Raw genomic sequence first — 21619 nt, 5'->3', positions numbered from 1 at the left:
ATGAACTTTGATCTGACGGAAGATCAGTTGGCCTTCCGCGAGGCCGCCAAGGCTTTCGCGGAAAAGGCCATGGCGCCCCACGCAGCGAAATGGGACGCAGACCATCTGTTTCCGGTGGAAGTGATTCGCGAAGCCGGTGAAATGGGTTTTTGCGGTATCTACACTCCGGAAGCCCAGGGGGGAATGGGGCTGTCACGGCTGGATACCAGCGTGATCGTGGAAGAGCTGGCGGCTGCCTGCCCTTCCACGGCCGCCTACATCACCATCCACAACATGGCGACCTGGATGGTGGCGCAGTTCGGCAATGCCGACATCCAGAAACAGATTGCCCCGAAAATGGCCAGCGGTGAATGGCTGGGCTCCTACTGCCTGACCGAACCGGGTGCCGGCTCCGATGCCGGCAATCTGCGCACCAAGGCCACCCGTGACGGTGACAGCTACCTGCTTAACGGCAGCAAGGTGTTTATCTCCGGCGCCGGCGCCACCCAGATGCTGGTGGTTATGGCCCGCACAGGGGAGCCGGACAGCGGCCCGAAGGGCATCAGCGCCTTTGTGGTGCCCGCCGACAGCGACGGCATCCACTACGGCAAGGCCGAGGAAAAGATGGGCTGGAACAGCCAGCCTACCCGCCAGATTACCTTCGAGAACGTGCGCGTACCGGCCAATAACCGGCTGGGCGAGGAAGGCCAGGGTTTCATGATCGCCATGAAGGGCCTGGACGGTGGACGCCTGAATATTGCCACCTGTTCGATCGGCGGGGCCCATGCCGCCCTGCTTCGGGCCCGCAACTACATGCACGAACGGGAGCAGTTCGGCCAGTCCCTGGCGGGCTTCCAGGCGCTGCAATTCAAGCTGGCGGACATGGCCACCAACCTGGTGGCGGCCCGGCAGATGGTTCGCCTGGCGGCCTACCGGCTGGACCAGGGCGACAACGAAGCCACCCTCCATTGTGCCATGGCCAAACGCTTTGCCACCGATGCCTGCTTTGACGTGTGCAACGAGGCGTTGCAGCTTCACGGGGGTTACGGCTACATCCGCGAGTACCCGCTGGAGCGCTATGTACGCGACCTGCGAGTGCACCAGATACTGGAAGGCACCAACGAAATCATGCGGCTAATTGTGGCCCGTCGGCTGCTTGAGCCAGGTGTCGCCGAGGCTATCCAATAACAGCCATCGAATAACAAGTGAGAATTCACATGAGCGAACTGATTCAGCTGGAAAAACGCGACCACACCGCGATTATCACCATCAACAATCCACCGGCCAATACCTGGACGCTGGAGTCCCTGAAAGCACTGGAAGAGACCATTGAGGCGCTGAACGCCGATCGCAATATCTTCGCACTGGTGGTGACCGGCCAGGGCGAGAAGTTTTTCTCTGCCGGTGCCGATCTCAAAAGCTTTGCCGACGGTGATATCGCCAACGCTGAGCTGATGGGCAAGGCCTTCGGCCGGGCCTTCAGTGCCCTGAGCCGCTTCCGTGGCGTGTCCATCGCGGCGGTGAACGGCTACGCCATGGGCGGTGGCCTGGAATGTGCCATGGCCTGTGATATCCGCATTGCCGAGGAACACGCACAGATGGCATTGCCGGAAGCCACCGTGGGCTTGCTTCCCTGTGCCGGCGGTACCCAGAACCTGCCGTGGCTGGTGGGCGAAGGCTGGGCCAAGCGCATGATTCTGTGCGGCGAGCGCATCAAGGCCGACAAGGCGCTGAGTATCGGCCTTGTGGAAGAGGTGATGCCATCGGGCGCGGCCTTCGACAAGGCCCTGGAGCTGGCGGAAATGGCCGGCAAGCAGAGCCCGTCTTCCGTGGCCCGCTGCAAGACCCTGGTAATGAGCGCCCGCGATGGCCGCAGCCACGACGACGGCTGGCGCATGGAGCGGGAATTGTTCGTGGATCTGTTCAGAACGGAAGACCAGCGCGAAGGGGTGAATGCGTTTCTTGAAAAGCGCGCACCGGAATGGAAGAACCGATAAAGAACACCGATAAACCGGGCCGGATTACTGAGTGAATGGTATGAGCAACCAAGCAGTCATTTTTGAAGAACTGGAAGTCGCCGGCGGCGGCCGCATTGGTGTCGCGCGGCTGAACACGCCTCGTTCCATGAATGCCCTGTCGCTGGAGATGATTCACCTGCTGAAGCCCAAGCTGGACCAGTGGGCGTCGGACGACAACATTGGCGCCGTGTGGCTGGAAGGCGAGGGTGACAAGGCTCTGTGTGCCGGTGGCGACATTGTGGCGCTGTACCGGGACATGACCGAACCACGCTCCAGCAGCCATGCCGCCAGTGAAGGAGAGGCCTTCTTCACCGACGAGTACGAGCTGGATTACCAGATCCACACCTATCCCAAACCCTTCATCGTGTGGGGTAACGGCGTGGTGATGGGCGGCGGCATCGGCCTGATGTCTGGCGGCTCTCACCGCGTGGTGACAGAGCATACTCGCATGGCGATGCCGGAAGTGAGTATTGGTCTGTATCCGGATGTGGGCGCGGGCTGGTTCCTCAACAGGATGCCGGGGCGCATCGGGTTGTTCCTGGGCCTGACAGGCGCACGTATGAACGGTGCCGATGCCCTTTTCACCAGGCTGGCGGACCGGTTCATCCGCCACGACATGCGCGATGAGGTCAAGCAGGCCTTGCAACAGTCCGGCTTTGGCGGCGGAGCCCATGCTGCTGTCAGTAAGGTGCTACGCCGGTTTGAAGCGGGCTCTCGCGAGGCAATGCCCCAGTCCGTGGTGCGGGAGCACTTTGATGTGATCCAGGCGCTTACCGATGGCGATTCTTTGATGGAAGTGGTGGACAACCTGAGCCAGTACGCTGGCGAAGACCCGTGGCTGATCAAGGCGGTCAAGACTGTTGCGGCGGCGTCGCCAGCTTCCCTGACCCTGACCTGGCAACACTATCACAATACCTTGCACGACAGCCTGTCCCAGGTGTTCGACAAAGAGCGGCAGATATCGATCCGCTGCCTGAAGATGGGCGAATTTGCAGAAGGCGTCCGGGCCCTGCTGATCGACAAGGATCTGAAACCACGCTGGCACTTTCCCACACTGGAAAGCGTGGACCCGGAGTGGATCGAGCGGTTCTTTATCGAGCCCTGAATAAAACCGAACAGACCAAAACTGATCAAAACAACGGAGAACAACAATATGGCGACTATCACGTTTATCGGTCTTGGCAACATGGGTGGCCCCATGGCTGCCAACCTCGTCAAGGCTGGCCACGACCTGACGGTATTTGATCTGTCTTCAGAGGCCGTCAAGGCGCTAACAAACGAAGGCGCGAAATCCGCGGCGACCATCCAGGAGGCGGTGGAAGGTGCCGAAGTGGTGATTTCCATGCTGCCTGCGGGCCAGCACGTGGAATCCGTTTACCTGGGTGACAACGGCCTGTTGAAAACACTGCCGTCCACCACGCTGGTGATTGACTCCTCCACTATTGCTCCGGAAACGGCAAAGGGCGTGGCCGAAGCGGCCGTTGCCGCCGGCATTACCTTTATGGACGCGCCGGTCTCCGGTGGCGTGGGTGGCGCCAAGGCCGGCACCCTGACGTTTATCTGCGGTGGCGAGGCCGACGCCTTCGAACGTGCCAAACCCATCCTTGAAGGCATGGGCAAGAACATCTTCCACGCCGGCCCCCACGGCGCTGGTCAGATTGCCAAGATCTGCAACAACATGCTGCTGGCGATCCTGATGAGTGGCACCAGCGAAGCGCTGGCTCTGGGCGTAAAGAACGGCCTGGACCCCGCCGTGCTGTCGGAAATCATGAAGCAGAGCTCCGGCGGTAATTGGGCGCTGAACGTGTACAACCCCTGGCCGGGCGTGATGGAAGGTGTGCCGGCGTCCCGCAACTACGAAGGCGGCTTCCTGGTCAACCTGATGAACAAGGACCTGGGCCTGGCCTTCGACAATGCTGTCAAGAATCAGGCGCCCATTCCCATGGGATCGCTGGCCCGTAACCTGTTTGCACTGCATGCCAACGAGGGTAACGGTGGGCTGGATTTCTCCAGCATCCAGAAATTCTATTACCGCGAGCAGAGCTGAGCCGGCGACGCCTTCAAGAGTTTCAGGGCAGGGTTTTACGCTCATGTCATTGGGTTTTGAAGGCGTATATTTTCATCAGAAAGTTTACCTTTACGTAAACTATAGCCTGTGCTACACATTGACATCAGAATTCGTCCACAACAATAAAAGGACTGGACTATGAGCCTCCCGGAATACCAATCGGTCTATGACAATTTCGATCCCGCCAGCCTCGAAGCCGAGATCCTGGAGGGTAGCCTGGACACGGGCCTTAACGTCTGCACTGAAATCTGCGACAAGTGGGCCGACAACCCCCAGCGGGTTGCCCTTTACTATGAAAAAGCCGATGGCGGCGACGGCAAGCTCACGTTTGCGGAGCTGAAAGAGAAATCCGCCCGTTTCGCGAATTACCTGACCTCCCGTGGTATCGGCAAGGGCGACCGGGTTGCCGCCCTGCTGCCCCGCAGCCCGGAACTGTTGATTGTCATCGCCGGTACCCTGCGTGCCGGTGCGGTATACCAGCCATTGTTCACAGCCTTCGGCCCCGGCGCCATCGAGTACCGCTTCGAGCGCGCTGACACCAAATTGGTGGTCACCGACCCGGTCAACTATCCCAAGCTCACCGAAGTGAAGGATTGTGCGCCGGTGGTGTGCGTAAACGCCGTGGAAGTCAGCGGCGAGATTGCCGACTTCGATAAGACCCTGGCAGGACAGCCGGACCAGTTCGAGCCAGTGCTGATCAAGGGCAGCGATCCGTTCCTGCAGATGTTTACCTCCGGTACTGTGGGCAAGTCCAAGGGCGTGGCGGTTCCCGCCAAGGCGTTGCTGGCGTTCTATGTGTACATGAAGTACGCCATCGATCTGCGGGACGGCGACGTGTTCTGGAACGTGGCCGATCCGGGCTGGGCCTATGGCCTTTACTACGCGGTGGTTGGCCCGCTGCTGATGGGCCACGCGACCCACTTCAACCCCGGTGCGTTCACGCCGGAAACCACCTACGACATGATCCGCAAGTACAGGATCACCAACCTGGCAGCGGCGCCCACGGCCTATCGGCTGCTGAAGGCCAACGATCACGTGTTGCCGGAAGGCGAAAACCTTGGCCTGCGGGTGGCCAGCAGCGCCGGCGAACCGCTGAACCCGGAAGTGGTGAACTGGATCGAGAAGCGCCACTTCTGCCCGGTCAAGGACCACTACGGCCAGACCGAAACCGGCATGACCTGTTGTAACTTCCACGGCCTGGAACACCCGGTACGCCAGGGTTCGATGGGCTATTCTTCCCCCGGCCACAAGGTGGTTGCGCTTAACGAGAAAAATGAAAAAGTGGGCGAGGGCGAAATCGGCCAGTTGGCGGTGGATGTAAAAGCTTCGCCCCTGTTCCACTTCGACGGTTACACCTGGGGAGAGAAAGATCCGTTTGTAAATGGCTATTACCTGACCGGCGACATGGTGGTGAACCACGGTGATGGTTGCTTCTCCTTCAGTGGTCGCGACGATGACATCATCACCACCGCCGGCTACCGCGTAGGCCCCGCCGATGTGGAGAGCACCCTGCTGGAGCATAAGGCGGTTGCTGAATCCGGTGTGGTGGCCAAGCCCGACGAAAAACGGGGGTCCATCATCAAGGCCTACGTGGTGATCAAGGGCGACCAGGAGCCGGAGAGCGAAGACGCTCTGAAGGATGAGCTGCAGGAACTGGTTCGCCACCGCCTCTCTGCCCACGCCTACCCCCGTGAAATCGAATTCGTGGATGAGCTGCCGAAAACACCCAGCGGCAAGATCCAGCGCTTCGTTCTGCGTAACCAGGCCAAGGAAGAGAAACACGGATGATCGTTACTTTTGAGGAGCTGCAAGCCTTCCTTGCCGAGCAGTTTCCCCAGGGTGCCCGCTACGGCACCCTGGAGGATCTTGGCGACGGTTGGGCGGAAATGAAGCTGGAAGTGGACGAGGAGCACCTGCGCCCCGGCGGTACCGTGTCCGGCCCTGCCATGATGGCGCTGGCGGATGTGGCGTTGTACGCCGCTCTGCTGGGCAAGATCGGCCTGGTACCTCTGGCGGTGACCAGCAACCTGAACATCAACTTCCTGCGTAAGCCGGTGGCCCACAGCCCGATTCGGGCGCGGGCCAATATGTTGAGAATCGGCAAAACCAGCGGTGTGGGCGAGGTGTATATCCTCTCCGACGGCCTGGAAGACCCGGTTGCCCATGCGACCATCACCTACGCCATCCCGGCGAAGCGGTAACGGCATGGATGTCAGCAATATTGCGGTTCCGCTGGGTGATGGCGTCAGGGTCCAGGCACAGCGATTGCGTCACCAGAATGGCGCGGGGCCCGTGCTGGTCTTCCTGCATGAATCCCTCGGCAATATTGCCTTGTGGAAGCAGTTTCCCCGACGGCTTGCCGAAACCACGGGACTGGAGGCCCTGGTCTACGAACGCCGGGGTTATGGCGCCTCCAGTGATGAGCCATTGCCGCGCCCATACGATTACCTGGAGCAGGAAGGAACGGTGTGGTTGCCTCGGCTGCTCGACGCATTGGGAATCGATGAGGTGATACTGGTGGGCCATAGTGATGGCGGCTCCATTGCGCTGATCGCGGCGGCTGCGCTGGGGGAGCGGGTAAAAGGGCTGGTCACCATGGCGGCCCATACCTGGGCAGATCACCTGACCCTGGCGGGCATCCGCGACATGCGGCGGCGCTACACAGAAGAAGGCATTCGCGAGAAGCTGCTGCGCCATCATGGCGAGCGAACCGATCAGCTGTTCTATGCCTGGCAGGATGTCTGGCTGGACGAAGATTTCCATCAGTCGCTGGATTTCAAGCCCTGGCTGGACGCTATCCGTTGCCCGGCTATGATCATTCAGGGGAACGATGATGAGTACGGCGTTCCTGAGCAGGTGACCCGTATCGTGGAAGGCATCGGAAGCCGGGCCGAGCCTGCTTTCATGACCGAAACCGGTCATTCCCCGCATCTTGAACAGCCGGATCGGGTGCTCTCGCTGATATACGACTTTTTGCGAGTAGAGATTGATCAAAAAAGTGCGATTTTTAGTTGACGTTTACGTAGACGTCAATCTACTCTGTGAGTAGTCTTTTAATGCACAACAATAACAAAAGGTACGATGGCCCATGAGTGACCCGTTCGTTCTGGAGACCCAAAACCTCGTCAAAGAGTTCAAGGGCTTTGTTGCGGTCGATGACGTCAACCTGAAGGTAAAACAGGGCCACATTCATGCCCTGATCGGCCCTAATGGCGCGGGCAAGACAACGGTCTTCAACCTGCTCACCAAATTCCTGATTCCTACCCGGGGCAAGATCCTGTTCAAGGGTGAGGACATCACCGACATGAAATCAGCCGCCATTGCCCGCAGGGGGGTGGTGCGTTCCTTCCAGATTTCCGCTGTATTTCCCCACATGACCGCGCTGGAGAATATCCGCGTGGCGCTGCAGAGTTTCGAAGGCAACTCCTTCCGTTTCTGGAAATCCGGCGAGTCCCTGAACAAGCTGAATGAACGCTGCATGGAACTGCTGGACAGTGTGGGCCTGACTGAGTTTGCCAACACCACCACCGTAGAGCTGGCCTATGGCCGCAAGCGTGCTCTGGAACTGGCCACCACCCTGGCCATGGAGCCGGAGCTGATGCTGCTGGACGAACCCACCCAGGGCATGGGCAGCGAAGATGTGGAACAGGTGGTGGAGCTGGTACGCAAGGCCGCTCAGGGCCGCACTGTGCTGATGGTTGAGCACAACCTGGGCGTGGTCAGCAAACTCTGCGACCGGGTAACCGTGCTGGCCCAGGGGTCGGTGCTGACCGAGGGTGATTATCAGGAAGTGTCTGACGATCCCCGGGTGCGCGAGGTGTACATGGGGGGCACCGCCACCAAGAAGCAGGAGACAGCGGAATGAGCCAGGCCTCTCACAAAGAGTACGAACAGCTGCGCATTTCCGGGCTTCACGCGTTTTATGGCGAATCCCACATCCTTCACGGCATTGATATGGAGGTTCAGCGCGGCGAACTGGTTACCCTGCTGGGCCGTAACGGCGCGGGCCGCAGCACTACCCTGAAAGCCATCATGAATATGGTGGGCCGGAGAACCGGCTCCATCATGATCAACGGTGAGGAGACCATGTCCTGTCCGCCTCACCACATAGCAAGGTTGGGAGTCGGGTATTGCCCCGAACACCGGGGCATTTTTTCCGGACTGAACGTCATGGAAAACCTGACGCTTCCACCCGTCGTAAGAAGCGGCGGCATGGGGCTGGAGGAAATCTTCTCCATGTTTCCGAATTTGTATGAACGCCGTACCAGTCAGGGCTCCAAGCTCTCTGGTGGCGAGCAGCAGATGCTGGCCATGGCCCGGATCCTGAGAACCGGCGCCAACATGCTGCTGCTCGATGAAATCACCGAGGGCCTGGCCCCGGTCATCGTTGAAAAGCTGGGCGATGTGCTGGTCAAACTCAAGGAAAAGGGTCTGACCATTGTCCTGGTGGAACAGAATTTCCATTTCGCCGCACCCCTGGCGGACCGTCACTATGTGATGGAACACGGCCAGATTGTGGAGGAGATCAGCGCCGATGAGCTTGAAGACAGGCAGTCGATGCTGGACAGGTACCTGGGGGTTTAACGCCCGGGTTCGAAAGTGCAACTGAGAGTGCATTGAAAGAGCGCAATAAAAGCAACAAGAACGAATCCCGAAAACCAACGCAAAGACAGTAGCGGAGAAACAACAATGACAATTACCAAAAAGCTTCTGACATCAGCGGTCGCATCAGCCCTGCTTGTGGGCAGTGCCCAAGCTGAGATATCCGACAACACAGTCAAGATCGGTTACCTGGCCGATATGTCCGGTACCTACCGTGACCTGGCTGGCCCCAATGGCCAGACAGCCTTGGAAATGGCCATCGCGGATTTCGGTGGCAAGGTCAATGGCGCCAAGATCGAAGTGGTCAGCGCGGATGACCGCAACAGCCCGGATTCCGCTTCAAGCACAGCGCGACGCTGGGTAGAAAACGAGAACGTTGACCTGATTGCCGGCCTTGTTGCTTCATCGGTCACTATCGCCGTCAGCAATATCCTGGAAGAGAGTGGCAAGCTGGGTATCGTCTCCGGCTCCGCCGCCTCCAGTATCACCAACGAGCATTGCACCCCCAACCACATTCACTATGTGTATGACACCTATCCGCTGGCCAACGGTACTGCCAGCGCCGTGGTGAAAGAGGGCGGCAAAACCTGGTTCATCCTGACCGCTGATTACGCTTTCGGTCACGCCCTGGAAGGTGACGTAACCCGCGTGGTGGAAGAAAATGGCGGCGAAGTCATTCAGACTGTTCGCCATCCGTTCCCGACATCCGATTTCTCGTCCTTCATCCTGCAGGCACAATCATCCGGTGCCGACGTGGTTGCCCTGGCAAACGCCGGCGCAGACACCACCAACGCCATCACCACTGCTGGTGAGTTCGGCCTGACCCAGTCCGGCCAGACCCTCGCAGCCCTGTTGTTGTTCCTGACCGACGTTCACGCACTGGGCGCGCAGTCCGCTCAGGGCATCCAGCTCACCACGGGCTGGTACTGGGACATGAACGACGAAACCCGCGCCTGGTCTGACCGCTTCATGGAAAAGACCGGCGTTCGTCCCACCATGGTCCATGCCGGTATCTACTCCAGCACGATCCAGTACCTGAACGCCGTCAAGGCGACCGGATCCGACGATGCGCAGACTGTCCGCAAACAGATGATGGATACACCCATCAACGACATGTTTGCCAAGAACGGCTACATCCGCAAGGACGGCCGCATGGTGCATGACATGTACCTGGCGGAAGTGAAGACTCCGGAAGAGTCCGAGAGCGAGTGGGACCTGTACGACATTGTGCGCACTATTCCCGGAGAAGAGGCTTATCGCCCGCTGTCCGAGAGCAAGTGCAAGCTCGTTACCCAAAACTGATGTTCTGACCGACTGGGTCGCCCCGCAGTCTCGGCGGGGCGGCCACTGACCTGCAGACACGCAATTCGCCTCTGTTAAGTTGCGCTGCTTTTGGAGTTTGTAACATGACCGAGATTTTGGGAGTCCCCGTGGCCGTGCTGTCTGGCCAGTTAATGCTCGGGGTGATCAATGGTTCCTTTTACGCCCTGTTGAGCCTGGGGCTAGCGGTCATCTTCGGCCTGCTGAAAATCATCAACTTTGCCCATGGAGCCATGTACATGCTTGGTGCCATGTGCACCGTTCTCATGTTTGACGCCTTCGGAATCAACTACTGGGTGGCTCTCTTTCTTGCCCCGGTTGTGGTGGGCTGCTTTGGCATCGTGCTGGAGTATTTCCTGTTGCGGCGCATTGCCGGCCAGGACCATATCTACAGCCTGCTGCTGACTTTCGGTATCGCCCTTATTCTCCAGGGTGTGCTGACCAATATTTACGGCGTTTCCGGCCTGCGCTATTCCATGCCGGAAGTGTTCAGGGGCGGTATGAACCTCGGGTTCATGTTCCTGCCCTACTATCGTGCCTGGGTCATCGTGGCTGCCCTTGTGGTGTGCTTCGGCACCTGGTTCCTGATCGAAAAAACCCGGCTTGGCTCATACCTGCGGGCAGGCACGGAAGATTCCCAACTGATGCAGGGATTCGGCATTAATGTGCCACTACTGATCAGCCTGACCTATGGCTTCGGCGTTATGCTGGCCGCCTTTGCCGGTGCGCTTGCTGCGCCCATCTATTCGGTATCCCCGGTGATGGGCTCGAACATACTCATCGTGGTGTTTGCCGTGGTGGTCATCGGCGGCATGGGTTCCATCGCCGGCGCTGTGATTACCGGCCTGATGATGGGCGTTGTGGAAGGGTTTACCAAGGTGTTCTATCCGGAAGGGTCGGCAGCCGTGATCTTCCTGGTGATGGTGGTTGTCCTGTTGATTCGCCCGTCGGGCCTGTTCGGTAAGGAGGCATAGTGATGGCGACTACAACCACACAGACCGATATTCAACAAAGTATCGTTAAACAGCAGAAGTCGGAACAACGCAAGAAGCGGATCCTCAACCTGGTGTTGCTGGCCTTGCTCCTGCTGGCTCCAGCGGTCATGTACCCCGTGTTCCTGATGAAAATCCTGTGTTTCGCCCTGTTCGCGGTGGCGTTCAACCTTCTGTTGGGATACACCGGTCTGCTGTCTTTTGGGCACGCAGCGTTCCTGGCGGCCGGTTCCTACACCACCGGCTACCTGCTCTCGAATTTCTCCGGGCTGACCACGGAAATGGGCATTATCGTTGGTACTGCGGTGGCAACGGTGCTCGGCCTTGGCTTCGGGATTGTGGCCATCCGCCGCCAGGGCATCTATTTCGCGATGATCACCCTGGCTCTGGCCCAACTGGTCTACTTCTTCTTCGTGCAGGCACCGTTCACCGGTGGTGAAGATGGTATGCATGGTGTTCCACGGGGCCACCTGTTCGGCCTGGTGGATCTGGAGAACAACTACGCCATGTATTATTTCGTGCTGGCGGTGTTCCTGGGCGGCTACCTGATGGTGCAGCGGATTGTTGGCTCGCCTTTCGGGCAGGTCCTGAAGGCCATCAAGCAGAATGAGCCAAGGGCAGTTTCCCTGGGCTACAACGTGGACCGCTACAAACTGCTGGCCTTCGTGATCTCCGCTGGCCTGGCCGGCCTGGCCGGTTCGGTGAAAACCGTGGTGTTCCAGCTTGCATCCCTCAACGACGCCCACTGGCACATGTCCGGCGAAGTCATCCTGATGACCCTGCTGGGTGGCACCGGGACCCTTCTCGGCCCGGTAGTAGGCGCCACCTTTGTGGTTAATCTGGAATACCAATTGGCCCAGGGCCCGCTGGGCGACTGGGTAGACCCGATCCTTGGCGCTATCTTCGTGCTGACGGTGATGGCCTTCCGCTCGGGTATTGTGGGGGAGATCCAGAACTTTATGCGCAAGAATATGAGCTAGTCGGGAGCCGCCCAACTTCCATACCCCAGTTCCATAACCCGGGCCACTTCGGCCTCGGGTATGGTGGCCAGGTCACCCAGTTCCAGGGTGTCGTAGTGGAAGGCGTAAAGGCGTGAGGCAAATTCCGCGACGGGCAGGGAGGCTTCGCCGCGTATCTCGCCATTTCCTCGAGTTGAGCAGGTAATGCCCTGGCCCCAATCCTGGCCACTGTCGTTGTTGGGGTTGAAGAAATAGACCCGCATTTCATTGCTGGGGCTCAGGGCCACCCGCAGAATGGTGATGGCGTGGCGCCCGACGAAGCGGGCGGCGCTGTCGGTGACGGCGATGCCGGCTGGCTGGTGGTGAATGACCGGAAAATTGCCGTTGTAGTAGGGGTGGTAACTGGCATAGAAGTGGCGAATAAACGCGTCGTAGTCCTTGATTTCCCCGGTGTGAATGTCCGCCACCACCTTGAACCCATGGCTGACCCACCAGCCATAGAATTCCGGGTTGATCCAGCGGTGGGCATCGTCGTCCCGGTCCTCACAGCGTCGCCACATTTCGCCGTAGATGCGGTCCAGGTGTGGAATCAGGATCAGCGAAACCGGATCCACGTCCACTGGTGTGTCTGTCACCAGCCCCGGCTCCAGATTTTTCGACGACACTTCCCAGCCTTCAAAACGGCTCAACACTTCGTTATCACGGGCGGCCCAGGCCAGCACCTGCAGCAGATAGTCCGCCTCGTTGGCGGCCCACATGGAGAGCCCGATGGCAGACTGGCAAGTGGGATTGTTGCCCTGGCCTACGCCCAGTGGCTGCCCCAGCAGGTTGAGCACGCCGGCCAGCAGGAAGACCCTCGGCGGCACGGCATTGCCGAAGGCTTCTGACAGGGCCTGTTCGGTTTCCGGCGATAATTTGAGCTTGATCTGTCGCCAGAGTGCCTGGGCCACCGGCGGTGTGAACAGCGAACCGCGTTCAAGCATCATGGTCAGGCCGTAGACTGCCTGACAGGTCTCTGGATAGACGGCCTCGTCAATCAGGGCATTCACCAACTGGTTATAGCAGTAAAAGTCATCAAGCCCTGTCATGGTCAAACCAAGGGCTGCAGGGATCATATCGTCTTGGTCGCTGGCGCGCAGAAAGCGGAGAAACGCCGCATGGTAGGGAGAGGCCAGCCCGGTGTCGTGCATGTTGCGGGCAAAATGCGTAGCTTCCGCGGACAGACCCACGTCGTCCATTTTGGCCAGTCGCAGTTGATACACGTCCAGGCCGGGGTCTTCCTTGCTGGCAGGGGTGGGCGCGAACAGGGCGCGTACCAGGCGGGTGGCATCGGCGGTGCCGGTGGTTTTCAGTTCAGGGTCATACAGGCATTTGGCAATTTGCCCGATCATGTCGCAGATGCTGTCCACCTGTACCGGCCCCTGCTCCAAAAGCCGCCACACTTCGGCTACCAGGCTGTCCAGCAGGCTGTCGTAGCCAAGGTGGGAGATCAGGTACTGGTACAGCCCCTGCACAATGGTTCCGAGTTGCTTCGGTCGTTCCCGGTCGGCTTCGGTCAGTGTGCCGGATAAGAGATCCAGGTTCAGGGCCATCACCTGGGTGAGGAAGTGCCGGGCCTGCTCCGAGGATATGCCGGGGTGGAAGTAATCACCACGCACCACCGCCAGCAGACGTATTTCGCTGATGGCCTCCACCACGGTGGTAACGGCGCCTGCCTCACGCAACGAATGTTTTGCCAGGGCCGGCTGCAGAATGGACGGCCTGGACCAGTCGCTGGTACCGAAGATGCCTGCTGATTCCAGGGCACGAACGCGGCGGTACACCACATCAAAACCGCCCGGTAAGGTCATCAGCAAACGTGCCCGTTCCAGCAGACCCAGGCTGGACGCCTGCGGCGATGCACTGCGGGCACGGGCAAAGTCCGCCAGGGCGGCATCAAACTGCATCGAGGCCTGGGCGATATCCAACAGTCAGCTCCTTTTGTGTTATTCCGCGCTCATCAAAACAGGCGAGCGCTTACCATTGGCAGTGTAGTTGCGCCGGTGCCAGAAACGAAGTGTCCAGTTACCTGATGAATGCCAGCCGTTGCAGAAATTCGGGAACAAGGCTTCCAGTCTATGCGTCCTTGGGTCACCGGACACCACAATGGAGGATGCCATGAACGAGGTTGCAACCAAACTGACTGAGCCCACCGAATACGTCCAGTTCTGGAATGACACTCTGGCGGACAAGTTTGACCGGTTCCGCCACATCCTGATGGAAGGCCTGAGCTACCACAGCCGGGTGCCATTGGAACGCCTGACCGTAACGCCCGGTAGCCGCATTCTGGATGTGGGGTGTGGCTGGGGAGACACCGGGATCCAGTTGGCCCGAAAGGTCGGCCCTGATGGCTACGTGCTCGGCATTGACTGTGTGGAGCAGTTCCTTGAAAGGGCCAGGGAAGATGCCCACAAGGCTGGTCTGGATAACATCCGGTTTATCACCGAAGACGTGGAGCGTTACCCTTTCGATGGCCGTTTCGACCTGTGTTTTTCACGCTTCGGCATGATGTTCTTCGAAAACCCGGTGCGGGCCATGAAAAACATCCGCCGGGCGCTGCGGCCAGGGGGTGAGTTGATGTTCATTGTCTGGCGCAGCAGTGATTACAACCCCTGGCTGGGTATGGCAAAGGAAGTGGTGCTGCGCTTTCTGCCGGAACCGGGCGAGGGCGCCCGCTCCTGCGGCCCGGGGCCCTTCTCCATGGCTAACACCGAGGTTGTATCACAGCAACTTGAAATCGCCGGCTTCCGGGACATCAACTTTGAGCAGGTTGACGGCCCGGTAACCGTGGGGGATTCGGTGCTGGATGCCATCAACTTCCAGCTAGCCATCGGGCCAGCCGGTGAGGTCTTCCGGGAGGCGGGGGAACTGGCGGAACAGCAGCGCCCGGAAATTGAGGAAGCCCTGCGACAGGCGCTGACGCCCTATCAGGATAACGCCGGGCAGATTGTGATGCCTTCCAGTTCCTGGTGTATTACCGCCCGGAATCCCGAGAACGGATAGTAAAGGTGCAGGGTACAGGAGCCCGGTGTAAGCCGGGCTCCTGGCGGGAGGTGTTACGCTTCCCCTTGACGTCTCTTCTCGGCCCGCCACATCAGATACCACGCAATAAAAGCAATCAGTGACACCGCCAGAATGATCAGCGCAGCCAGCGCGTTGATCTTGGGTGACACGCCCATGCGTACCGATGAGAACACCACCATGGGCAGGGTAGTGGCCCCCGGGCCGGAGACGAAGCTGGCGATCACCAGGTCGTCCAGCGACAGGGTGAATGCCAGTAGCCAGCCCGACACCAGCGCCGGGGCAATCACCGGCAGGGTGATCACAAAGAATGTCTTCAGGGGCGTGCAGCCCAGGTCCATGGCCGCTTCCTCAATGGAGCGGTCCACCTCCCGCAGGCGGGCACTGACCACAACGGCCACGTAAGCGCTGCAGAAGGTGGTGTGGGCTATCCAGATGGTCGCCATGCCCCGGTCCACCGGCCAGCCGATGGTTTGCGCCATCTGCACGAACAGCAGCAACAGCGACAAGCCCGTGATCACCTCCGGCATAACCAATGGCGCACTGACCATGCTGGACAGCAGAGTACGCCCGCGAATTCGCTTGAAGCGGGTCATCACGAATGCGCACAGGGTACCCAGGCACACCGCCATGCTGGCGGAGTAGAAGGCAATCTTCAGGCTCATCCACACGGCGGAGAGAATCTGCTGGTCCCGGAACAGCTCGCCGTACCAGTGGGTGGAAAAGCCGGCCCATACCGACACCAGCCGGGAGGCGTTGAACGAGTAGACGATCAGTACCACCATCGGCAGGTACAGGAACAACAGGCCGAGTACCAGCATCACCTTCGAGAAACTGAAGGGCCGAGATTTAACCATCCTTTTCCATCTCCCTGGCCTGTAAGCGGTGGAACAGCACGATGGGGATCAGCAGCAGAGCCAGCATCACGATGGCCAGGGAAGACGCTACCGGCCAGTCACGGTTATTGAAAAATTCCTCCCACAGCACCTTGCCGATCATCAGCGTATCCGGGCCGCCCAGCAGTTCCGGAATCACAAATTCACCCACGGCGGGAATGAACACCAGCATGGAACCGGCAACGATGCCTGCCCTGGACAGCGGCAGCGTGATGGCCCAGAAGGTGGTCAGGCTGCGACAGCCCAGGTCCGACGCCGCCTCCAGCAGGCGCACGTCCAGCTTCACCAGGTTGGTGTAGATGGGCAGTACCATGAAGGGCAGGTAGGCGTAGGCAATGCCCAGCACCACCGCAAAGTTGGTGTTCAGCATTTTCAGTGGTTCGTTGATGGCACCCAGCCACATCAACAGGTTGTTCAGCAGCCCCTGGTTGCCAAGGATGCCCATCCACGCGTACACGCGGATCAGGAACGAGGTCCAGGATGGCAGCATCACCATCAACAGCAGTACCAGTTGCATCCGCGCCGAAGCACGGGCCATGGCATAGGCCATGGGGTAGCCGATCAGCAGGCAGACCAGTGTGGCAATGAAGGCGATCTTGACCGACCCCCAGTAGGCGGCGATATACAGACTGTCGGACAGCAGGAACAGGTAGTTGCTGAAATTCACCATCACCGAGAAGGTGTTGTCCACGAAGGTGAACACCGGCTCGTAAGGAGGGATGGCCATCACCGCCGATGAAAAGCTGATCTTCAGCACCAGCGCGAACGGCAGCAGGAAGAACAGCAGCAACCACAGGAACGGGATACCGAACACCACCCGGCGGTGAAACACCACGGCGCGTACCCGCTCCATCAACGGGGCGGGCATCAGTTTGTTGGCCATGGCATCAGTTCCACAGCAGGATGGGGCTGGAGGCTTCCCAGGACACAAACACCGTATCGCCCCAGGTCGGTCGCTCACCGCGGCGTTCGACGTTGGCCATGGTGGCCTGAACGCGCTTGCCGCTGGCCAGCTTCACGTAATAGGAAGTGATGTCTCCCAGGTACGCGATGTTGTCCACGGTGCCACAGCTCCAGTTGGTATCACCGTCTGGCTTGTCGCTGGTGAGGTAGATTTTTTCCGGACGCAGGGCCACGAGTGTCGCGGTGCTTTCCGCCGGGGTGGTTACGCCCCGGTCGATAAACACCGGGGCATCCAGCGCGTTACTGTTAAGAGTAATGCTGTCGGATTCGTCTTCCAGGATGTTGGCCTCAAAGATATTCACCGAACCGATGAACTCGGCCGTCATACGGCTGTTCGGGCTCTCGTAGATATCGATGGGGGAACCCACCTGGGCGATGCGACCCTGGGCCATGATGGCAATGCGGCTGGCCATGGTCATGGCTTCTTCCTGGTCGTGGGTGACCATCAGGCAGGTGGCGCCCACCTTTTCCAGGATTTCCACCAGTTCCAGCTGCATTTCCGTGCGCAGTTTCTTGTCCAGCGCGCCCATGGGCTCGTCCAGCAACAGCAGTTTCGGCCGCTTGGCCAGGGAGCGGGCCAGCGCTACACGCTGCTGTTGGCCGCCGGATAATTGCTGGGGCTTGCGTTTGGCAAAGCTCTCCATCTTGACCAGTTTCAGCATGGCCTCGACCCGGTCGCGGATTTCACCTTTGGCCAGTTTGTCCTGTTTCAGCCCCATGGCAATGTTCTGTTCCACCGTCATATGGGGGAACAGCGCGTAGGACTGGAACATCATATTGGTGGGCCGCAGGTACGGAGGCAGGGCGGTAATGTCCTGGCTATCCAGTACCACGCGACCGGCGTTGGGTGTTTCAAAGCCTGCCAGCATGCGCAGCAACGTGGACTTTCCGGAGCCGGAACCACCCAGCAGGGCGAAAATCTCGCCCTTGTGGATGTCCAGGCTTACGTTATCCACGGCCAGAGTGCTGTCAAAGCTCTTGGATATGCCCTGAATGCTGAGTAACATCTCCGCTTGCGCGGAGGTGTTGTTGCCGTTTTCCACCCCTTAACGACCAGACTTCACGCTGGTCCAAGTGCGGGTCATCAGGCGCTGTGCGTCCTGGGGCCGACCTTCCATGATGTACAGCTTCTTCATCACTTCGTCGGTGGGGTAGATGCTGGTGTCGCTGAGGATTTCCGGGTCAACGAATTCGTTGGCCGGTTTGTTCGGGTTGGCGTACCACACGTAGTTGGTCACGTCGGCAATGATCTCCGGGCGCATCAGGAAGTTCATCAGCTTGTGGGCGTTTTCCGCATTGGGAGCACCGGCCGGAATGGTCATCATGTCGAACCACAACACCGCGCCCTCCTTGGGGATGGTGTAGCGGATCACGTTGCCGTTGCCGGCTTCCTCGGCGCGGGCAGCCGCCTGCAGGATGTCGCCGGAATAGCCGGCGGCCACGCACAGGTCACCGTTGGCCAGGTCGGCAATGTAACGGGAGGAGTGGAAGTAGGTCATGTTCGGGCGAATGGCCCTGATCACCTCGCCGCCCTTTTTGATGTCCTCGGCGTTGTTGCTGTTGGGGTTCAGGCCAATGTACGCCATGGCCGCACGCACCATTTCCTCGCCGGAATCCAGCATGGCAATGCCACAGCCGCCGGCGGCGAGTTTGCCGGTGACTTCCGGATCAAACACCAGGGCCCAGGAGTCGGTCGGGGCGCTGTCGCCCAGGATTTCCTGGATACGGCCCTCGTTGTAGCCATAGCCGTTGGTGCCCCAGAGGTAAGGCAGGGAGAACTGGCTGCCCGGGTCGACCTTTTCCAGGTCGTCCATCAGGTCCGGGTTCAGATTGGCCATGTTTGGCAGCTTGGCGTGGTCCAGCGGGACAAACGCCTGGGCGGAAATCTGCTTGGCCACGTAGTGGTTGGAAGGCACCACCAGATCGTAACCGGAACGGCCGGAGAGCAGCGCCGCTTCCAGGATTTCGTTACTGTCGTATACGTCGTAGATCACCTTGATGCCGGTTTCCGCGGTGAACTTCTCCAGCGTGTCCTCGGCAATGTAATCAGACCAGTTGTACACACGCACTTCTTCCGCCGCCATGGCAGAAGATGCACCCAATGACACAGCAATAGCGGCGGCCAGCGCCGTAGGTTTACACAACTTCAACATCGATGGTGTCCCTCACTGAAAAGGGATGGATACAAGCATGCAGGACGCACGCGTTCTTGTGCAGGTCTTTCACGCGATATGTATCACGAGAATGCAGGGTGCGCTACGAATATTTTATGGCTGGGGATCGGGGGTTATGCTTATGGTTTTGTGAAAATGGTAAGGCCCTGAATCCATTGGCAACGTCGCTATGAATTCAAGGCCTCGGCAGGGGTTACTGGCTGGACTTGATGGCTTCCGAGCTGGAAATGACCCTTGGTGGATTGTCGATAATAATCTCGACCCGGCGGTTGCTTTGCCGGCCGGCTTCGGAATCGTTGCTGGCCAGCGGTTGGCCATGGCCCAGGCCTGTGGCCGTCAGGCGATTCGACGCGATTCCCTGCTGCACCAGATAGAGTCGTACGGACTCGGCCCGACGCTGCGATAACTCACGGTTGTATTCCATGTTGCCGATGTTATCGGTGTGGCCTTCAATGGCCGCATTGCGTTCCGGGTACTGTTTGAGGAAGTTCACCAGCCGGTTGAGATTACTGGTGTTGCCCGCTCTCAGTTCCGCGCTGTCGAACTCGAACAGCAGGTCACCGAGGGTGAGCACCAGTCCGCGCTCGGTGGCTTCCGCCTTCAGGTCGTCGATCTGCTGCTGCAGCTCGGCGGCTTCCGCGTCAGACAGGGCTAGGGCCTCTGCGCGTTCCCCCTCTATGCGATCCGCATCCGCTCGCGCCCTGTCAGCCTCCAGTGTGCGGGCGTCAAGTCGAGACGTCGCCCTTTCCTCGGCCAGTTGCGCGCGCCGATCCTCTGCATCGCGTGTCACCGCCTTGGCCATGGCAATTTCCACCTGACGGTCGGCCACGTAAACACGGTGGGCGCCTAAAGCAAGGTTGTCATCGCTGTCGGACAACGGCTGCTCCGCGAGACTGACCGCCATTTCCGCCTCTTTAAGTGCAGCCGGGGCTTTGTTGGCCAGAACCGGATCCGCCTGCAGGCTGTTCAGCTTGCCACGGACAAGATCCGCGCCCTCGGGACTCTGTGGTGCCGAAGCACACCCCGTCAGCAGGACCGAGCCCAACACTAACCCGCCAATAACACTGTGAGTCTTCATTGTTGTGCTCCTGTGCGGTTCATCTCATCGGTCAAGGCCTCTGCTCCGCGCTGCATTTCAGCGTTGATCGCTTCAGCCTTGGCGGCCTCGGTCTTTGCATAAGCCAGTTCGGCGCCTACCCGCGCCTCCAAAGCCAGTTGCTCGGCTTTGGCCATTCGTTCTTCTTTTACAGCCGTGTTTGCCTGGTCAAGTTTCTGCCTTGCCTCGCCCAGTTCGGCGGCTGCAAATCGGCCCGCGTCGTACTGTTCGGCACTGACAACGGCGGAGCGTGCTTCATTCAACGAGCTGGTCGGTGCTGAAGGCGAGGACGCACATCCGGTCACCAGAAGACCACTGGCCAGTACTGCTAACAGCAAAAGGCGCAACGGATTGGGGGTTGGAAATGGTATGAGCATCATGTCAGGTTCTCCTTGGGAAAACGGGGTTGAGCACGTCTATCTGTTCGCATGTCGGACTCCCTGACATGATCCTTGTCCCACGATTGGTGAGATTGGCCTTTATCATGGAGCCTTGCGTTACTCTGGTCTGTGCGTTGGGATACAGAGCACTATCGGTATGAACCAGTGTCGGGCAGTGGGTTAATGAATTGGCCAGACGGGACATTAGGTGCGTCAACGCACAGACTCTGCTCGCGTAAGAGTACAGCGTATTGAGGGGATTCTGCCGGTCCACGTTGCGGAACCTTGAGCGGCTGCGATGCCGCAGGGATACCAGCCTGATGCAAGCAGGGAGAAACCAGAATACGAACGCCATAATCGCAGTGCTGCCGGGGCAGGAGGGGCGTCGGTTTATCTCCCTGTGTGACAGCGCCGAGCTCAGCCGGGGCGATGTTCTGTGTGAATCGAATCATCCTCTGCGAACAGCCTATTTCCCGACCTCCGGGGTTATTTCACTGGCCATGGCACTTGGTGCTCTGCCGCCTCTCCAACTGGGCCTGATCGGCCGCGATGGTATGCTGGGTGCAACCTTGCCACTGGATACTCTGGCCGCGCCCCTGCGCGCTGTGGTGCAAATAGCCGGCACCGCCATGGCAATGCCTGTGGCCCAATTGCAGCAAGAGCTGCGCGCCAGCCCTCGCCTGTTGGAAGCGGTGAATCACTACCAGTTCCGGCTGATGATGCAGACCCTGCAAACCGCAGCCTGTATGCATTTCCACGAAATCGAACCACGCCTTGCCCGGTGGCTGCTGATGATTCAGGATCTGAGCTTCACTGACAAGGTTCAATTCACTCACGAGCTGCTCTCCCACGCCCTGGGCGTGCGTAGAAGCGGAATAACGCTCGCCGCCGGCTCCCTGCAGCGTCAGGGGTTGATCCGCTATTCCCGTGGCGAGATCCACATTCTTGATCACCCCGGGTTGGAGGCCGCTGCCTGCGAATGCCACGAAGTCCTGAACGATAAATACCGCGCAGTGTTTGGATAAGGACCGGGCCAGGTATACCGGTGACAGCAGGGTGTCAGGTGCCTCTTGTGTTCGATGGCGTACAGAACGGGCCCGCTGTTGTGGTAC

The 21619-nt window shown here is 59.3% G+C and carries 21 protein-coding genes; 14 read left to right on the top strand and 7 right to left on the bottom strand.

The features are described 5' to 3' along the window. From NLU14_RS11140 to NLU14_RS11085, 12 genes are all read left to right on the top strand, one after another. Positions 1 to 1167: an acyl-CoA dehydrogenase family protein gene (locus tag NLU14_RS11140; RefSeq protein WP_275706430.1), complete on the top strand. Its 1167-nt coding sequence runs from the start codon at positions 1 to 3 to the stop codon at positions 1165 to 1167. A gap of 29 nt (positions 1168 to 1196) precedes the next feature. Next, positions 1197 to 1976 (top strand): enoyl-CoA hydratase, encoded by a 780-nt coding sequence (locus tag NLU14_RS11135; RefSeq protein ID WP_275706428.1) that lies wholly within the window; start codon positions 1197 to 1199, stop codon positions 1974 to 1976. A 40-nt stretch (positions 1977 to 2016) separates the two neighbouring features. Next, positions 2017 to 3102, top strand: a complete 1086-nt coding sequence (locus NLU14_RS11130; protein WP_275706426.1) for an enoyl-CoA hydratase/isomerase family protein — start codon at positions 2017 to 2019, stop codon at positions 3100 to 3102. Positions 3103 to 3150: 48 nt separating this feature from the next. After that, complete coding sequence (gene mmsB / locus NLU14_RS11125; protein WP_275706424.1) at positions 3151 to 4044, top strand: 3-hydroxyisobutyrate dehydrogenase; 894 nt, start codon at positions 3151 to 3153, stop codon at positions 4042 to 4044. Between the two features lie 159 nt (positions 4045 to 4203). Next, entirely contained in the window at positions 4204 to 5853 is a 1650-nt protein-coding gene (locus NLU14_RS11120; RefSeq protein WP_275706421.1) for an AMP-binding protein, read from the top strand. Beyond that, positions 5850 to 6266, top strand: coding sequence for a PaaI family thioesterase (locus tag NLU14_RS11115; protein ID WP_275706419.1), 417 nt, complete (start codon positions 5850 to 5852; stop codon positions 6264 to 6266). Before NLU14_RS11120 ends, NLU14_RS11115 begins: the two co-directional genes overlap by 4 nt. Then, positions 6229 to 7080, top strand: a complete 852-nt coding sequence (locus tag NLU14_RS11110) for an alpha/beta fold hydrolase (RefSeq protein ID WP_275706417.1) — start codon at positions 6229 to 6231, stop codon at positions 7078 to 7080. The genes NLU14_RS11115 and NLU14_RS11110 overlap by 38 nt, the downstream gene beginning before the upstream one ends. Before the next feature lie 73 nt (positions 7081 to 7153). Further along, entirely contained in the window at positions 7154 to 7930 is a 777-nt protein-coding gene (locus tag NLU14_RS11105) for an ABC transporter ATP-binding protein (RefSeq protein ID WP_275706415.1), read from the top strand. Further along, positions 7927 to 8649: an ABC transporter ATP-binding protein gene (locus tag NLU14_RS11100; protein WP_275706413.1), complete on the top strand. Its 723-nt coding sequence runs from the start codon at positions 7927 to 7929 to the stop codon at positions 8647 to 8649. The genes NLU14_RS11105 and NLU14_RS11100 overlap by 4 nt, the downstream gene beginning before the upstream one ends. A 105-nt stretch (positions 8650 to 8754) precedes the next feature. Then, positions 8755 to 9969 (top strand): ABC transporter substrate-binding protein, encoded by a 1215-nt coding sequence (locus tag NLU14_RS11095; protein ID WP_275706411.1) that lies wholly within the window; start codon positions 8755 to 8757, stop codon positions 9967 to 9969. Between the two features lie 104 nt (positions 9970 to 10073). Beyond that, positions 10074 to 10961 (top strand): branched-chain amino acid ABC transporter permease, encoded by an 888-nt coding sequence (locus NLU14_RS11090; protein ID WP_275706409.1) that lies wholly within the window; start codon positions 10074 to 10076, stop codon positions 10959 to 10961. 2 nt (positions 10962 to 10963) lie between these two features. Beyond that, positions 10964 to 11959: a branched-chain amino acid ABC transporter permease gene (locus NLU14_RS11085; RefSeq protein WP_275706407.1), complete on the top strand. Its 996-nt coding sequence runs from the start codon at positions 10964 to 10966 to the stop codon at positions 11957 to 11959. Here the strand turns inward: NLU14_RS11085 and NLU14_RS11080 are convergent. Next, the gene (locus NLU14_RS11080; protein ID WP_420845061.1) at positions 11956 to 13884 is read right to left on the bottom strand and encodes a hypothetical protein; all 1929 of its coding nucleotides are present in this window, start codon (positions 13882 to 13884) and stop codon (positions 11956 to 11958) included. The two genes, NLU14_RS11085 and NLU14_RS11080, sit on opposite strands and share 4 nt — an antisense overlap. 211 nt (positions 13885 to 14095) lie before the next feature. On the opposite strand from NLU14_RS11080, the gene NLU14_RS11075 reads away from it, so the two are divergent. Next, positions 14096 to 14980: a class I SAM-dependent methyltransferase gene (locus NLU14_RS11075; RefSeq protein WP_275706403.1), complete on the top strand. Its 885-nt coding sequence runs from the start codon at positions 14096 to 14098 to the stop codon at positions 14978 to 14980. A 53-nt stretch (positions 14981 to 15033) separates the two neighbouring features. Here NLU14_RS11075 and NLU14_RS11070 read toward each other — a convergent pair whose 3' ends face one another. The 6 genes from NLU14_RS11070 to NLU14_RS11045 form a co-directional block, all read right to left on the bottom strand. Continuing rightward, a complete protein-coding gene (locus NLU14_RS11070; protein WP_275706401.1) occupies positions 15034 to 15855 on the bottom strand; it encodes an ABC transporter permease subunit in 822 nt (273 codons plus the stop codon). After that, a complete protein-coding gene (locus NLU14_RS11065) occupies positions 15848 to 16747 on the bottom strand; it encodes an ABC transporter permease subunit (protein ID WP_275706752.1) in 900 nt (299 codons plus the stop codon). The genes NLU14_RS11070 and NLU14_RS11065 overlap by 8 nt, the downstream gene beginning before the upstream one ends. A gap of 34 nt (positions 16748 to 16781) precedes the next feature. After that, a complete protein-coding gene (gene potA, locus NLU14_RS11060) occupies positions 16782 to 17864 on the bottom strand; it encodes a polyamine ABC transporter ATP-binding protein (RefSeq protein ID WP_275706399.1) in 1083 nt (360 codons plus the stop codon). A gap of 39 nt (positions 17865 to 17903) precedes the next feature. Next, positions 17904 to 19010: a polyamine ABC transporter substrate-binding protein gene (locus tag NLU14_RS11055; protein ID WP_275706397.1), complete on the bottom strand. Its 1107-nt coding sequence runs from the start codon at positions 19008 to 19010 to the stop codon at positions 17904 to 17906. Positions 19011 to 19224: 214 nt separating this feature from the next. Next, positions 19225 to 20109 carry an OmpA family protein gene (locus NLU14_RS11050; RefSeq protein ID WP_275706395.1) on the bottom strand — a complete coding sequence of 295 codons (885 nt, stop codon included), beginning with the start codon at positions 20107 to 20109 and terminating at the stop codon, positions 19225 to 19227. Next, complete coding sequence (locus NLU14_RS11045; RefSeq protein WP_275706393.1) at positions 20106 to 20507, bottom strand: DUF4398 domain-containing protein; 402 nt, start codon at positions 20505 to 20507, stop codon at positions 20106 to 20108. Before NLU14_RS11045 ends, NLU14_RS11050 begins: the two co-directional genes overlap by 4 nt. Before the next feature lie 320 nt (positions 20508 to 20827). Here NLU14_RS11045 and NLU14_RS11040 point away from each other — a divergent pair, with 320 nt between their 5' ends. Continuing rightward, positions 20828 to 21532: a Crp/Fnr family transcriptional regulator gene (locus tag NLU14_RS11040; protein WP_275706391.1), complete on the top strand. Its 705-nt coding sequence runs from the start codon at positions 20828 to 20830 to the stop codon at positions 21530 to 21532. Positions 21533 to 21619 lie beyond the last annotated feature (87 nt).

Source organism: Marinobacter iranensis (assembly GCF_029207565.1).
In the GTDB taxonomy this organism is placed as follows: domain Bacteria; phylum Pseudomonadota; class Gammaproteobacteria; order Pseudomonadales; family Oleiphilaceae; genus Marinobacter; species Marinobacter iranensis.
The sequence above is the reverse complement of the archived record's forward strand: the minus strand, read 5'-3'. Positions and strand labels throughout refer to the sequence as shown.